Source organism: Pantoea sp. GbtcB22, assembly GCF_019091025.1.
Classification (GTDB): domain Bacteria; phylum Pseudomonadota; class Gammaproteobacteria; order Enterobacterales; family Enterobacteriaceae; genus Pantoea; species Pantoea leporis.
In genome coordinates this window covers 82,266-97,747 of sequence record NZ_JAGXKB010000010.1, presented here as the reverse complement: position 1 = coordinate 97,747, position 15,482 = coordinate 82,266, and the positions used below count along the sequence as shown (strand labels likewise).

The 15,482-nt window shown below is 55.6% G+C and carries 11 protein-coding genes; all 11 read right to left on the bottom strand.

Going from position 1 to position 15,482, the window contains the following annotated elements; genetic code table 11:
• Positions 1-54: 54 nt before the first annotated feature.
• Complete coding sequence (locus KVT28_RS22745) at positions 55-2,019, bottom strand: hypothetical protein (protein ID WP_217550285.1); 1,965 nt, start codon at positions 2,017-2,019, stop codon at positions 55-57.
• The gene (locus tag KVT28_RS22740) at positions 2,016-2,888 is read right to left on the bottom strand and encodes a hypothetical protein (protein WP_368734935.1); all 873 of its coding nucleotides are present in this window, start codon (positions 2,886-2,888) and stop codon (positions 2,016-2,018) included. The genes KVT28_RS22745 and KVT28_RS22740 overlap by 4 nt, the downstream gene beginning before the upstream one ends.
• On the bottom strand, positions 2,885-3,841 hold the full coding sequence (locus KVT28_RS22735) for a hypothetical protein (protein ID WP_217550283.1): 957 nt from the start codon (positions 3,839-3,841) through the stop codon (positions 2,885-2,887). The genes KVT28_RS22740 and KVT28_RS22735 overlap by 4 nt, the downstream gene beginning before the upstream one ends.
• Positions 3,834-4,910 carry a GTPase-associated system all-helical protein GASH gene (locus tag KVT28_RS22730; protein WP_217550281.1) on the bottom strand — a complete coding sequence of 359 codons (1,077 nt, stop codon included), beginning with the start codon at positions 4,908-4,910 and terminating at the stop codon, positions 3,834-3,836. The genes KVT28_RS22735 and KVT28_RS22730 overlap by 8 nt, the downstream gene beginning before the upstream one ends.
• Positions 4,911-4,920: 10 nt before the next feature.
• Positions 4,921-6,192: a metallophosphoesterase gene (locus KVT28_RS22725; RefSeq protein WP_217550278.1), complete on the bottom strand. Its 1,272-nt coding sequence runs from the start codon at positions 6,190-6,192 to the stop codon at positions 4,921-4,923.
• Positions 6,193-7,145: 953 nt separating this feature from the next.
• Entirely contained in the window at positions 7,146-8,078 is a 933-nt protein-coding gene (gene repA, locus KVT28_RS22720; protein WP_217550276.1) for a plasmid replication initiator RepA, read from the bottom strand.
• A gap of 284 nt (positions 8,079-8,362) precedes the next feature.
• Positions 8,363-8,617, bottom strand: a complete 255-nt coding sequence (locus KVT28_RS22715; RefSeq protein WP_192415236.1) for a RepB family protein — start codon at positions 8,615-8,617, stop codon at positions 8,363-8,365.
• 133 nt (positions 8,618-8,750) lie between these two features.
• On the bottom strand, positions 8,751-9,245 hold the full coding sequence (locus KVT28_RS22710; RefSeq protein WP_368734934.1) for a phospholipase D family protein: 495 nt from the start codon (positions 9,243-9,245) through the stop codon (positions 8,751-8,753).
• A 145-nt stretch (positions 9,246-9,390) separates the two neighbouring features.
• On the bottom strand, positions 9,391-9,747 hold the full coding sequence (locus KVT28_RS22705) for a DUF6404 family protein (protein WP_217550274.1): 357 nt from the start codon (positions 9,745-9,747) through the stop codon (positions 9,391-9,393).
• A gap of 75 nt (positions 9,748-9,822) precedes the next feature.
• On the bottom strand, positions 9,823-10,332 hold the full coding sequence (locus KVT28_RS22700) for a hypothetical protein (RefSeq protein WP_217550272.1): 510 nt from the start codon (positions 10,330-10,332) through the stop codon (positions 9,823-9,825).
• Between the two features lie 5 nt (positions 10,333-10,337).
• Positions 10,338-15,476 (bottom strand): conjugative transfer relaxase/helicase TraI, encoded by a 5,139-nt coding sequence (gene traI / locus KVT28_RS22695; RefSeq protein ID WP_217550270.1) that lies wholly within the window; start codon positions 15,474-15,476, stop codon positions 10,338-10,340.
• Between the last annotated feature and the right edge of the window lie 6 nt (positions 15,477-15,482).

The window sequence follows — 15,482 nt, the reverse complement described above, 5'->3', positions numbered from 1 at the left end:
TCAGGGAGGTGTTGAATTCTACACCACCTCCCAACGCTACGTTAACCGGTAAAATCATCCATAATCCGACTCCGTGTAAGCACGACCTCCTGGCAACTCCTCTATGGTTCGGGCAAGCAGCATACGCACCTTCTTTGCCCTTGCCAGAGTTAAATAGCGAGCCGGTTCCCAGCCATGTTTAATAAACGCTTCCGCGACAATGAAGCGTAAACGCAGTGCCAGGTCCCAGTTACGAAACCATCCGATGTCCGGTAAAGACGGATAGAGCAACTCCGAGGCGCGCTCTGACAGCGCAGAATTAATAAGTTGAATATGAATAACGTTAAAAAAGAGTTCTACGCACTGGAGCCCATCCTCCCCTCCGGAATGACACGCTAGGATGAGCAGAAAACAGCCCAGTGTCTCCATATCCTCACCTTCAATATCATTCTTTGCGTGTAAAAGCCCTTTAAACCAAGGTGTGATTCCCGCCTTAAATACTTCCGGCGAGAACCATCCTGACTGCTCAGCCAGTTCTAAAAGTAGATGGGTATGAGACACATTCCCCAACACATCGTCCCGGAACAACAGCCCCGGGCGTGTTAGTAACGCCTGCTTCCACTGAGGTTGCATATCTGGCTTTCTGTCTGACATGCGTGCAATAACCACTGATGCCGCCATGACGGAGAAGCAGTCATACACGGCTTCCGTTAGTTTTTTGCTATTCCGACATAGCAGCGCATCAATAAATTCTCTCAGCCCCGGCAAACCGGCCGGAATAAATTCCAGCAGTGCTGCAAGGCGTTCATTGCCAACTAAAGATTCAGACGCTAATAGGAATGCAGGATCGACTCTTACAATCATTTCCTGCAGTGCGTGCCGATCTTCACTCACGCACCAAAACTTCTCAGATTTAACTAAATCCAGCAGCGCGGATTGGAGTAAGGAGGCTAGTTTACAACCTGCCACCTCCCTGGCCAGGGTCATATCAAGCAAGGAGATAATCTCGCTAGGTTGTGCCGGCCATAGTGAACCTAGTCTTGCCACCCCCTCTTTGGTTGGCAGGGGGAGTAGCTGCTCTCGTCCGGGCTCATCATTAAGCATGAATTCCATCAGCCCTACCTGTGCACCCGGCACCAGCAAACCATCAATCAAATCCTGTTTCAGGTAAAGGGCATCAATCGCTTCCGGAAATGCCCGGCTGATGATCCTTAAGACCTGCGCTGCGGCATCAACTGCATGATGGACATTCAGTAAAAACACTTCTGTGAGCGGCCGGAATGAACCACGCTGTCTGCGTACATCTCGTCCGTAACGCCACAGAAAGTCTCTCAGTCCTGCACCGCTCTCTCCACGTGCATCGTTCGCCGCAACGTCTAACCATTCCGGGCCGTCATTTTTCAGCCTTACAGGATAACGGTCAGCAGAAACCAGCAGCGCGAGTGCATCAAAGCGTGCCGCGCCTACCGTTTTTTCGGCACGAGAAGCCGCCGTTTGAAAGCGAAAGTTGCGGCGTAGGCGGGGCCACTGCTGAGACCAGACAGCAAATAGGGGAGAGTCCAGCTCACCCGGCTCGTGGATTTCAATGGTTGACGTAAGCGAGCTGTAAAGCGCAGATAATAATGTTTCTACAACATGTCCACCCGCTACGTTATCAGCACCATGAATGGCGGATAAGTCAATATTCAGTCTTTCTTGGTATTTCTTCCGATCGACAGGCTTCTTTGGCCGCCGAGCAGCAGATTGCAGGACGGATAAATCTCCCAAGAGTTCTAGATGAATGGGTTCTATCAGCAAGGCATGTGTCCATACACACCCCGGGCGTGGCATTTCAGGGGCCGGCCACGTCCGCATCAAAACATAACGCCCAAGTGATGCTACGGGCAACCCCGTCCAGTATCCTTCGGACTCACCAAAAATTGTGTTCGGCGCAATGTCGCTCAGTTCAGTCAGCAGCGACAGCGCTTCTCCCAAAGGAAGCGAGGAGGCCAGAAGTCGATGACCATCCTCATAGCCAAACAGACACTGATCAACGATCATGCATTCTCCGACATTAGCCAAACTAGCGGTTCCGTAAGATCATGTCCCTCTGACAAAGGTCCTACTATTTGTATACGCTGGCTGGGAGAACGTTGTGCAACGTCATTAACCGCAGTATGATCCTTAAGACTTACCCCCTGTGCTGATACTCCGTAAATTTGTGACTCAAAAAAGGACTTATTCGCCCTTAAAAATTGAGCCACCAGCGGCATATGCTTTGCCAGCCAGTCGGCTGGCGCCATCTGCATATCTCGTACCAGATCCCAGGCTGAAATCATGATGGCAATGCGACGTTTGAGAGGCACGAAAGGCGGGCGAATCATATCACTGAGCAATTGCACTATCTTTACCTGAGCAGGCAAATCCTGTGGAGCCCATTCGCGAGGACTGACAACAAGTTCAGCCTCCTCTGCTGAAGCCTCAGATGTCTGCGTTTTTTCCGGCGGAATACGTGCGTTAAGCTCTGTAATAGTTAAAGCGTCTTCCTTCACATCAGCGTTGATGAAAAATAAAATACCTCGTTTGTTCGTAAGTGCCTCAATAAACTCAGGCTTACACACCCGATCCTCAACTTGCCGGTCAAACGTCTCTCCCGCTAGGTCTGGAAAAAACGCCTGTCCACTTACTCCGGTTACATTATCTTTTAACGGAATAATGACATCTTCATCACCAATCTGCGACGTTCGAGGAACTGGTTTAAACGTCAGCCAGGCCTCCGCAATCAAATTAAGATACGTATAATCGCCGTCGCAGCCATCCAGTTTAAGGCGACACTCTTTTTCGTCCGCCTCTACCAAGTGCCAAAGCGCCGCCAGAAAGGTGGTTTTTCCAGACGCAGGAAGCCCCATTATGATAAAATTCGTGTTCACCTGCTCTCCCTGTAAAGCATCAGCCTGTCAAACTCATTTGTGAGCATTGGCAACGGAATTTCACGGAATGACATCTTAGCAGGCGGCCGAAGCCAACTACGAAGTAAGGGCGCCAGCCCCCGTGCAGGTTCCGCGCCTGGACGCGGATCACGTGCAGCAGTGTGGAAACTGGACACCTCATATCTACCTGCAACCAGCTTGCCGATGGAGCGCTCAAATTCAGTTAGGGATTCCCGAGCACCCGCAAATGCCTCGCCCTCCAGCAAATCATACTTAGTAGTCACAAGCTGCACCTGAGTTCGTGCGGGTAGGTTGCCTGAAGAAATCGTGGCGCGTATAAGGTGGCGTACAGATGAATAAGCTTCATGTCGCTTGAGGGGGCAGGAAACTCTTTCCCCGTCAATGATAAAGACAACAGATGACGCTTTGCGTAATTCAACCATTTTCGCCGCGCGCTCTGGACGATCGCGGATCTCCCGATAGACCTCCCCCGCACGCTCTGATATCAGCAGGTCATGACGTTTAAGATCCGATTCATTCGCCAGCCCAAGGTGAAAAAAACTGAGCCCTTCCTGCTTAGATGTGCGGGGCGTTTCCGGGTGAAGCCCCCCTGACTGCGCACGAGACTGAAAGCACCGCTGTTCAAATCCCATTAAGCTCACGCTATGGCAGAACAGCGTTTCGGCAAAGGTACCCCGCAAAAAACAGCTGTACAGTTCAGTGACCAGCGTGGTTTTCCCACCGTTCCGCTCCCCCACGATGGCAACTACCATTGCATCCCGCCAGCAAAGAAAATCATCCGCAGCCTCAACGGATAAAACTTCTGACTGAGGTAACACCGCCCATCGGGGATCACCGTCGGGCGCTCCCCCCCCATTAGGCATGTCAAAGACATCGACGTCAGCATCGTCATCGGGGCCGGTAACGGCATCCACTTTATTAGCGTCATCCATCAATCAGTTGCCCCAGCAAATGCTCACGATAAAGCTGTTCAGCCATGGTTACCGCAGACAGAGACAGCGTCGCCTCCATGCCTGTTTTCTGTTTAAAACGTTCATGCCACAAGCCTGAACCTGTTGCGTTTGCCAGCGCAATCGCAGTCGTAATGGGCGCAAGTTCAGGCGGCAATCCGTCAAAAATGTCAAATTTCTCCCGGTCCTCGGTCTTAAAACTATCAATAAGGGCATCAAGTGACGTCACAGGTTCCCCACGTGTCTTTTTCGCGAGCAACACGATCTTGTCCAACATTGCCGGGATAGCCACAGGCCCGAGTAGCGTAAATGTCGTCAGTTTGCCAAGATCCATTGCCCCAAGGAGTGCAGCCTGAGCAGGCGTAAACGTATTAAAGCTGCGTGAGAGCAAACTGCTGTGCCCGTTAGTCAGCCACCAGAGCATTTGAGTTTCTTCACGCATCAGCGAAAGTTGGCGTGAACAGACGTCCAGTGCAGCCGAAACTTGCTTTGAGGTCGTCATTGCTGAAGAGCGAGCCTCATCTCTGACCTGAGACACCAAAGATACCAGCGTGGCAATATCCGGTGCCTCTTCAGCGGCAGCCAATTCATCGGTGAGTTTTTGCACGCCCGTCGGTGAAATTTTAGAGAGTACAGATTCATCAGCACGCTCTTCGACCGCGCATGCTAAAAAGGCTTCTTCCGCCTCGTAAACAAGCCATTCTGACTGCGGAGGTGCCCTGAGCCCTCTCAGGCTACCCAGGCTGACGGCAAGAATCGCTTTACTTTCATTCTCATTGATTAATGCACTTAGCACCATGGCAGACAGTACCCTAGCTTCTCGGTCATTATTTACCATGCTGAAGCCAGCATCTGCCTCGGCAAATACATCCCTGAACCAGGTCATATCAATGTCCGAACAGCCATAATAAAATCGGGCAAGATCTAAAATCTGTTTTTTGTTGATCGTCTCAACTATCTGTTTTACCGACTTCTCTCTTAACAGAATTTTTTCCGCCCTAGGTTCCAAGCCAGCCTCAGAATAACGATCTGCAAAGGTAAAGTTTGTCATATCAGGTCTTTCATCCTTGTTCTGCTGCCGTTACCGCGTGGTCAAAGTCCCGCACAATGCCCCGTTCGCTCGCACGGATAAAAACACGCCGGAAGCGTTCAAAATCAGGTAAACGCATATCTTCTTCCTCCAGTAACTCCAGACGCCCTGCGATTTCAAGTTTTTTACTGAAGGAGAGCCGGTAAAACCGAAGCCCCAAATCTCTCAGACTGTCCATCGCCTCCCCCCTGCCGGACTCCATGGCGGTGACTTCAGGTTCAGCAACTAAAACATCATCGCAAGTCCGTACCTGCTCAACGGGGGGGTGCCAATTTTCAAGGTTAATCTCGTGATCGAATGAAAAGGATCGCCGGTCCATCTTTGCATTAAATTCTGCCGCAGAAGCTTGCCATATCCTTACGTGAGACCGCGTATGCAAGACTCGTGCTTCCGGCCCTCCTGTAACCGAAAGCTCAATAAGGTTATAACCAGGCTCCCAGCCCGACTCGGACCTGTCCGGGTTAGCAGCACTCGCCGTCAACCTTAAATAATCTCGGTTTCTTACAATCCTGTTGAGATGCACATGGCCAAAAATCTGCACTGGTGCAACGGAATTGAAGTGATCCTCAAACTCTTGAGCTTGTCTTAACCAGGATAGGTGATGGTGGGTTACAACCAGATTAACTACCCCTCTTTCTCGGGTAATTTGAAAACTCGCGGGGTCCACAAACATATCTCCAGGTTTATCCTGGCTGCTCGAAACAAAAGCACTATTAAGTCCCCAGAGTCGCAGAGTTGACCCGTCATTCAGTGTTACATCGCGCCGGGCACGTGTGCGATTCGGCGGCATAAGATCGCAGAAGAATTGAAAGGCAAACTGATTGTAATTTTCAAGGCTCTGATACAGTAATCGCTGTGCTTCCTGATCGCTCAGATGCATTGCGATTTCCTGACTGGTTCGGTCTCCTGCATTCTTGATTGCTTTGTGTAACAACTGAACCATCAGGCTGTCCGCCTGGCTACGGACAACGTCGTGATTACCAGGTACAACAAACACAGATTTCATTGAGCTGCCACTTCGCTGGCATAACTCGCTCAGCCATTGTGAGGCAAACTCAAACTCTTCAGGGGCACCGGCAAACGCTACATCGCCTGAAACGATAATGACATCCGGTGGGCCAAGCTGCTCACACTGTTCTTCAACATCACGAATCAGTTCGTTTCGAAGATGAATGTTCGGATCCTGGGCAGTAGCAATTTCTGATTTGCGGAAATGTATGTCTGACAAGTGAAGTATGAGCAAAATCACATCCTGTAGGTTAGATTAAATCAAATAAAGATAATCCTGATTGACTTCTGGCTCTTTTACATTTGGCATTAAATGTTTACTCGCGCAATCATACACCTGTATATGGGATAAAATATATAATGCCTTCATCTCCTGTGATCCACTCAAATAAGGCTGAACATTACGTATATCACTTTTAGTGATTCTGATGGCTTTAACATGAAGTTGAAGGGCGATCGTTAGAATCTTCCAAGATTTCAGGTTGTTTGATGCCCCCGAGTGTATGCTTGCTCGTTCCTTTGAGTCCCGGTTGGACACCATCCTGTCCGACCGCCGTTTAAGCAGCGGCCTTTCAGGCGCACTGAAGCCAGACGGTCGTAGACGAAAGAACAAACCCGCGGCATCACTTAAAGCAACGAAGAACTAATTAGTTACAACACCCATTAATCAGCCACTACTGATCCGGCCCTCCGGGCCGGGCGGCGGGGGCTGGTCAGTGGGGGCAACCCGGTTTCAGGTACGGCGCAGGTCTGGGCTGAGAGGGGCGCAGGATTTCAGGTTCGGCTCGGTACTGGTTGTTAACAGGAATATCATTGTGTGTTGTAACTAATGTTTTATTGCCCATCGTTTGCCGGTGGAAGCTACTTTCGGTTTTTGTTGGTGGTTGCGACGTCGTAAATAAAGGCTTCAGGCTTATCCACACCAGTGGCCTGCATGAAAACCTCCTTTATTACTTTGATTATTTCTTTCTGACGTAAGTCAGGACTGTCTTGCGCGTAATGGTGACTCTGTTTGCCCGTAAGCGCAGGATACTGATTGCGGATAACTGTGGTTAAAAAAGGCGGCGCACGGTCTGTGGCCACCTTTCATGTTTCAGAGGAAGGACATTACGGCGTTGCTGTGTGCAATCTGCATCCGCCACGATCGCCACCACCGCCAGCGAAGACGGTTAAAATAGCAGGGCGATGTCAGTGAAGGATGTCAGGTATGTCGGGCAATGCAGGCTCATAATCGAGGCCCAGCTCCAGCTGGCGCAGACATTTCCACACCAGGCGGTCAAAGTCCTGAGGTGAAAGGTCGCGCCATGCATGAGACGGGCGTGCGCGCAGCAGCTTGGCCATCGCGTTGCGCCGGTCATCGAGAGGTAACTTGCTCAGTCGCTTACGGCGCTTCTGCTTTGACGCTTTTTCCCTTCGGCTGATAAGTGTGGCCATACGCATGTGTTCATACCACCGCCGGCGCGCGGCGTGAACGGAGGCATGTGTACCCGGCTCGATGATGCCGTCGGCTTCGGCAGCCAGGCGTTCATTGCGTTCTGCCAGGAATTTATCCATGTCGATGCCGCACAGCTCCCAGAAACGATCGGTCAGGACGATATGCCGTGGCATGCAGTAGCCTGTAGCCGGGTCCATTTCCAGATCCGGCCGTTCTATCAGGCCGTAGCGCTCCCACTCTTCAAACAGGCGTGAAAGCCGGCAGGGCTCAACGCGGGTTTCGGGAATAACACTCCCCTTTTCATCTTTCGGGCTCAGTTCGTCGGCCAGTTTACTGCCGTTAAAGGTCACCACGGACGTGGCCATATCCGCGCGCTGGACACACAGCGGCCACATTGCGTCGTACAGCGCCTGTTTCTCGGGGCGAAAATCACGTTTACGCCCTGCTGCATCGCGCAGCTGAACAAAATAAGGATGGCGTGACATGCGCTGGCGCAGCGTCAATTTGCCTGTGAGTTTGTCTTTTACGACAAGACGGCTCATGGCATGCCCCATCTGCCCGGGGAGACGCTTATAGCCTTTTGGCGCGAACCACTCTGGATTAGAGCATTTGCAGGCGGTGGAGTGATCGCCACGATGGCGATTATCGGGTCGTGGAGATGTGTTGAGAACCGTGTGCTTATCCATGTCCCCCGGCGCTTATATTGCTCGGGAGGAGTAAGCACAGAACGGATTGTCTTTTTCCGGGCATAAAACTATACTCCCCGCACAGGGCAATAGTCCTGTGCAGTTGTATGGAAGCCCCGGTAATCTTGTCGCGTCGCCAAACAAGAAAGATTATCGGGGTTTTTCTTTTCTGATTTGGTCCTGCCGCCTCAGATTCCCTGCCATCTTGCGGCGTGGCCAGCCATCAACTCTCAACTTTCCGTAATCTATCACTCAGTTATGCTTTGAGCAATAACGTGAATGATTCACAAATTTCTCTTACGCACGAGTTCTTCACGGATGAGCCGCTCAAGGAGTTCAGACTGTGAAATGCCCTCATCCTGGCAAAGGCCAACGAGAGCATTCTTTACCTCGTTCTCAAGATAGACTCTGAGCACCTTATGCGTCTCACGCATTCTTGCCTGATAAGCCTGCGTGCGTTCTTTATCGGAAGCTGGATTCTTCCGATCGCGCGAGTTTTTCTTAGCGGGGGGTGATGTTACTGAATCGCGGGCTGCCATGCTCGTTTCCTGCAGCAAAATAAGACTTTCCGCAGAATACCATAAGCCAAATCAGTAATATGCCTAATTTACGCTAACAGAAAAGCCACTGGCGAAAGGCTCATCTGAAGCTATGGACGGTCGTTAAGGCGTATCAGTACGGGAGCCGGTACGAAGTACCTTCGTCCCATCGAGACTGCCAGTGTTGCAGATAGCGGCTGGCCAGTTCCGGCATGTTTTCAATGATCAGCGCATTTTCACTGTTTCGCCGGGCAGCTGCCCGGCTGTAGTTATAGCTGCCGGTTTCCACCGTGCGACTGTCTGCAACAATGAACTTGTCATGAAGGGCGCCGTACTTGCCGTTCAGGCGAACCGGAATTCCGCGTGCGGCAAGGAGATTGATAGCCGCCCGACTATTGCGGTTCTGGTTCGCCCTATTATCAAGCACAATGCGCACGTCCACTCTTCGCGTTCTGGCACGAATTAGCGCAGACGCAATTTCAGGAGAGGTGAAGCTGTAACCGGCGAGACGGATTTCGGTCTGCGCATGGTCTATGACGCCGAGTACCAGCGTTTCGGCGCTGCCTTCTGGGGAAAAACCTACATTTACGCCGGACGCAGCGTGCAAAAACGTAAGTGGCGCCAGCACGGCTACGCTGCTTAGCACCAGAGTAAAGATTTTAACATCGGGAAGTTTCTCTGAGGGTCGAGAGCGTGAGGGATTTTCAATCCAGGACGCGAGGGACCGGCCAACCGCAGGGCGGCAGGCCGTCAAATCTGTCAGTCAGGAAGCATTACAGCTCCTCCCACTCAGGCAGGCCTTTTGATTTACGACGATTCCGGAAGACTGCTGCCATGCAGACACCATAGAAAAGGCCGGCGAGGAGCGACGTGATGATGGCTTCAGAAGGACTCATTCCATCTGGATGCCAGGTGATAAACCACATAATCAGCCCATAAAAAACGCTGAAATACGTGCTGAGAAGCAGCAAGTTTGCACCGAAGCTGTTAAAGAGGGCCGGTGGTAATTTCAATTCCATTGACCACAGCACCCGATAGGTAAAGGGTACACGCTGGCTTTTACGTAAACCCGTTTCCACCATCAGCGCAAAGGCCTTGTCTGTTTTTCGCTTAAATTCTGCATCTGTCATTCAGTCAAACTCCTTTTAAACCGCACAGCTAAAGATCCTACCATACGGATTATCATCATAACGGCAACCTTGATTTTAATCAGGTTTTCCCGTTACCAGCACGTTAATCAGGCTCAGATCTGAGTAGGTCTGCCGAACCAGCTGCACGCCCGTGAAGAACACGACCATATTCAGGAGAGGCAGCAGGCTGAGGCTCACGTCATGCAGCGCCATACCCGCCAGCGGCGGCAGGATCAGCGCACTTATGCCCGTGGCCGCCATGACGGCCGTCAGGTTACGCCCCCGCACAAACCGCCCGTTTCCCCGCTTCACCAGCTGCGGATGCAGCAGGAGGGTGACCGGCATCATGGCCGGGCGCGACTTCATCTCCCGCAGGCGCGACGTGTCCACCTCAGGCAGCCTGTGTTCAGTCACAAAGCCGCTGATAACGTCATCCACTGCCTGACGAATTCCGGCGGAACAGTGCCCGTCACTGCCCCGGCTCCACCGGCGTAACAGCAAACCCGGCTCGCGGATTTCCGGCAGCCAGGCGAACAGCATCATCAGGGCAACGATCGCCGTCGCGGCGCCAAGCATTACAGTCATTGCGTTTACTCCATCGTTTTATGGGATTTCTGGCCAAATTCCGGCTCAGGGTCGCTACGCTCATGGCGCATTACGTTGACTTCATCGTTCATCATTGCGTGGTCGTCCCGCTCCGGCGACAGGTCGTAGTCGCGGTAATCGAATGCCTCCTCTTCCTGCAGTTCCGCCAGCGCCGCAGCCAGCGCGGCTTCGCGTTCGCTGTCTTTGTCCTCTGGCGCTCCCCGAGCGTCATCCTGCACCGCCGGCTCAGGCTCATTTTCCTCCTGAACCAGCGCGGCCTTAACGGCTTTCTCCAGCGCCTCGGCTTCACGTCGATCCAGCTCCTCTCCCCCGGATGCAACTGCTGCTGCCGCTGAAGCGGCGCGGCTGCTGTCCGGGAGTTCACTGTAGTCAGCAGCGAGCACGACCGGGCTCTCCGGGCTGTTCTTCATCAGCTGCATTGCCTCCGCGAGATCCGCAGCCTCCAGCACCTTTCCGTGCTTTTCGCCGCGCTGCAGCACGATGCGGCTTCCGTCCGCTGCCCCTTCATAGTGGGCGGCGGAGAAATTCATCTCTCCGCTTGTGGGCGTTACCGGAACGTGCAGGTTCCCGCGCTGGCGGCCATGCTCATTGATTACCGGCCAGAGCATTTCCGGCGTCTGACCAGACATAAAACGCGCATCGGCCGTCAGGTCCCGATCGACCCGGTCCGCGAGTCGCGTACCTGACACCGGCAGGCTTTTGTCCCACGCCTGGATCTCGCGGTCCGCGCGCACGTCCTCTGCGCGCATCAGCACGTCATGCACCGTCTGACGCCGTCCGCTTTTACTCTCCACCTTCGTTGCCCAGCCGGACAGGTTGTCAAAGTAGGTCTGAACGTGCTCTTTTGCCCTGGAAAGCTCTACGTAGGTGCTGTCCAGCGCCGCCATCCTCCCTCTGGCGCCCTCTTCGCCAAACAGGCCGATGAGGTATTTGACCGATGCGCCCTGTGAGCTGTAGGTGGTGACGGCGTAGCCGTAGTCCATGTGGCGGTCGGCGTAGCGCGCGGCGGGGTCAAATGAGAGTTGCCGGTCGCCGGTATCGAGCGTGATTTTTCCCTCCCGTGAAATATCTGTTACCACGGTCATGTCGCTGGCACGCACGTTGCGGTCCCGGTCCGTCGCCGTGAGGCGAATTTTCTCACCCGCGCTGATGTCCCGCGTGACCTCCTCAAACACCGCCACGTCCTCCTTGCGCAGCTCAGCGGGACGCAGCCAGCGGTCCCCTGCGCCGTCGAGCCCGTCGATGCGCACCACGCCGCTCTCCTTATCCGTTTCACCCACCCGGAAATACTGCTCGCCCCGGCGTACGACGTTGCCCACCTGCGCTTCCCAGAACGCCTGACGGCCCAGATCGGCGTTGCTGTTGTTCACGCGCACCAGCAGCGGCACCGAGACACCGTCACCCAGCGCGCCCTGCGTCTGCAGCCGGTTGTGTACCGCGCTGTTAATGGCCTCACGGTCGGCATTGAGCTCCGCCACGATTAGCGTATTGTCGCGCGCCTCAGGGGTGCGTCCGCTGTAGTCTTCCGCAATCAGATCGATCAGGTCAGGAGCCTCTTTCGCTGCAAGGTCCGCGCCTGGCCCATTCGCTTCACCGGCCATTTCCCTGCCGTCCATCGCGCTGCTCTCCGGTATGTACGCGCCAGGCTGGCGCGGAACGCTATGCGGGCTGGTGTCCGTCGTGATGCGCACCGCCTCGCGGACGTTACCGGCGATAACCGCCTCCACGGCGGGCTTCAGCGCCGGGATCTGACGCACGATTTCCTTCATCACTGCCACGTCGGCGGCGCTGCGTTCAAGAGCCAGCGCAAACGGCGCACCGGACTCCAGCGACTTCAGCTGATCACGGTCGCCGCTCAGCACCCCCCGGCCGCCACCTTCGGCGATCACGTTCAATAGTGAGGCCATCTGCGCGTTGCCGTTCATGGACGATTCGTCGATAACGAATACGGTGTTGCGAAAGTCACGCGCCTGACCGGCGGCCTGCCACTGGCTGCTTTCGCTGAGGAAGCTCGCGATGGTCTGAGCCGGAATACCCGCGCCGGACAACTCGCTGACGGCGCGGTGCGTGGGCGCCAGCCCGCGAATGTCCGGGCTGTTTTCTGCGGCGGAGAGCGCTGCCGCTACGGTGCGGAACTGCGTGGTTTTACCCACGCCGGCATACCCCTGAATGGTGGTAAAGCGATCGCGGGTGGTCAGGATGAGATTGCCCGCCCCACGCTGCCCGTCCGTGAGCCCGGCGGCTTTCTCGTCGTTCAGGCCGCCTTTCAACAGGGGTTCCACGCTGTTTTTGCCTTCCACAACGTGGCGCAGAATCGACACCTCGTTCTCAAAGTTCTCTCGCGAGATGTATTTCCCGGCAGCACCCTGTTCGGCGCTAAGCGCAAAAATCTCTCCACGCTGCACCAGGCGCGACAGCTCCTCACCCGCTCGTGCCGGTGTGATACTGCGGTCTGCGTTAATCACCCCAGCCAGCGCCCGGACGCCCGTGAACGTCACGTCGGTGCCTGTGGCTTTCTCGATGGCCAGCCGCATCGCGCGCTCCGGGTGCGACATCTTCCGTGACGCCAGCTCCCGCAGCGCGTCCGTGAGGTCATTTTCCTCAGCGAGCGATTTGATGCCCTGCGTCACGCTGACCACCGGGCGGTTTTCCTTCAGGCGACGGCTAATGGCCGACTCGTCGAGCGGGGTGAAGGCAATCACGTCAGAACCGCTGCGGCGCAGCATGTTCACTGTCGTGTCATTGACCTCCTTACCCGCGAGCACTGCTATCACGCTGCCTTCGGTACGCCGGATGGCGCCAAAAGAGTCCGCGTAGGCGTAGTCCGCGTACAGTGGCGCGTTGCGGTCGAGCTTCACGCGTTCACCTTTTGCGTTCTCCATTGTGATGACATCCTTAAACAGCCAGCGTCCCTCCTTCACGCCGGTAACGGTCAGACGCTCCCCGCTGCTGGCGCGGCTGCCGAGATCGGCCGTGGCGCGCAGCTGCTCGCCCTCGCGCAACTCCAGCTTTTTCTCCCGGAACAGCCGATAATGGCTGTCGATACTGCTGATGCTCACGCCCTGCGTCTGACCTTCTTCGTCTTTCAGGGTCAGCAGGTTGTGACGCTCGCTGACGCCGGCGATGGTGAACACCGTTTTCTGGCCCTGCCCCTCGTGAAGCTCCAGTACCATACCCGTGCGGTACACGCTGCGGTCGTTGCGGCTGGTCGCGTCCAGCCATACCGGTACCCGGACTGTGGCCTCGCCCAGCACTCGTCCGAGCAGCCCGTCATCGGTCAGGACCTCACGGGTACGGGCCGTCAGCTGGTCGCGCATGCGCGCATTCCCCGCCTGCAGCGACACCGGCCGCCCCTGCGCCCTTTCCTGGGCGTAGTAGCGCGCCGCCACGCTGAGCCGGTCTTCAACGGTGTCCTTCTGCACCATCGTCACGCGTACGTTTTCGGTCTTCGGTGAGGCTGTAAACTGCTTTACGCCCGCTGCGCTCAGCACCTCTGACGCAAAGCCCGCCGTGCGCCGTGCGTGAGTATCGGTCACCAGCGTCGTGCCATCGTTCTGCGCCACCGTCTTCAGCACGTCGTGCAGGCCGGAAGTGTTAAAGCGTTCGGCCTCAGCCACCAGCACCAGCGGGCGCACCGGCAGCTCAGCGGTCTGCATCTCCTCCGCCGTCATAATCCGTACGTCGGACTTATCCCCAAAGGTCGCCACCTGGCGCTTTCGCGCGGCCCCGTCGGCGGCAACCACTATCAGCGGACGTTTGCTCTCGCTGGCCATCGCCATGATGCTGCGGTGGAGCTCGCTGATGAACTGCGTGCCGCCGCGCACGTCAATCAGTGACACCGCGCGATCGGCGTCGGCCACCTGCGCCAGCACGCCCCGCTCGCCCGCCCGTGCCGTCAGTCTGCCCTGCTTTTCCGCCAGCCCACCGGCCAGTTGGGCCAGACGCGCCTCATCCCGGACGTGGGCGGCGGTGGTGAACAGCGTCTGGTTCTTGTCCACGGCGATCAGCTGGCCGCGTCCAATGGCGGTATCGATGGCGCTACGCGCCTGCCCGTAGACGCCCGGAGCGACGGGAACGTGATTGAGTACGCTGGTCATCACGTCGTCGTAGGTCACGCGCACGCTTTTTGACGACAGGCGTTCTATGGCCTCACGCACCGCGCCCTCCAGCACCGGCGGCGTGGCGGCCTTGTTTTCCTGCCCGGCGCTTTCGGCTTCACGCTGCTGGCGGCGCTCCGCCAGCTTCTCTCTGAACGCCTCAGTGTCAAAGCCGGTGTCCTTCAGCACCGACTGCCAGTGCTCACGCAGCATCTCCGGATCTTCGAAGTGCTTGGCCTGCCTGGAATCCAGCGCGGCCATGCTTTTTTGCTTCGCCGTAGCGTCTTCACCCACGAGATCGATGATGTCCTGACGGCGTGATGAAAAAGGCTTTACCGGCACGCCGGAGATATCCCACTCGCCGCGCGGACCGGTGTCTTCGGTCTGGTAGCCCGCTGGTTCGATGATGGAACGGAAATGCCCCCGATACAGCGCCCCGATGCTGACCTGCTCATTCCACATCACGTCCGTAAAACCCTGCTTTCCGTTGATGTCGGTGGACAGCGTTTTCCAGCCGTTCTGTGAGAGCGTGGTGTTTGCCACAACCGCGTGCGTGTGCATCTGAGGTTCCAGATTGCGGCTGGTGTCGTGCATGAAGGTCGCAATCACCAGGTTGCCGGTTTTCTCCATTTCAGTGATGCCGTCGGTCATGGTGCGCGTGGTGGCGAGCTTCTCCACCTCATCCAGCGTGCGACGCACGGCCTCCTTGTGCGCGTCCACGAGGAAGCTGTCGCCCGTCACCAGCGCCAGCACCGAGGCACTTTTAGGCGCTGAAAAGGTCAGGTCATAGCCGGGACGGTGTTTGTTCACGCCGCCTTCCATACGCCGCATGTCGGTGCCATCCGGCAGCTGGCCTTCGAGCACCGCCACGAAAGTATCGCGGTTAACCGGCCCCTCAAGGCCCAGATTTTCAGCACCCGTGCCGTACCACTCGGTGGACTGCTCGCCAAGGAAGTAATAGTTATCTTCGTTGGTATAGTAGGCACCGGCTTTACCGGCGCTTTTGATGGTTGAAACAGACAACATGGGTCA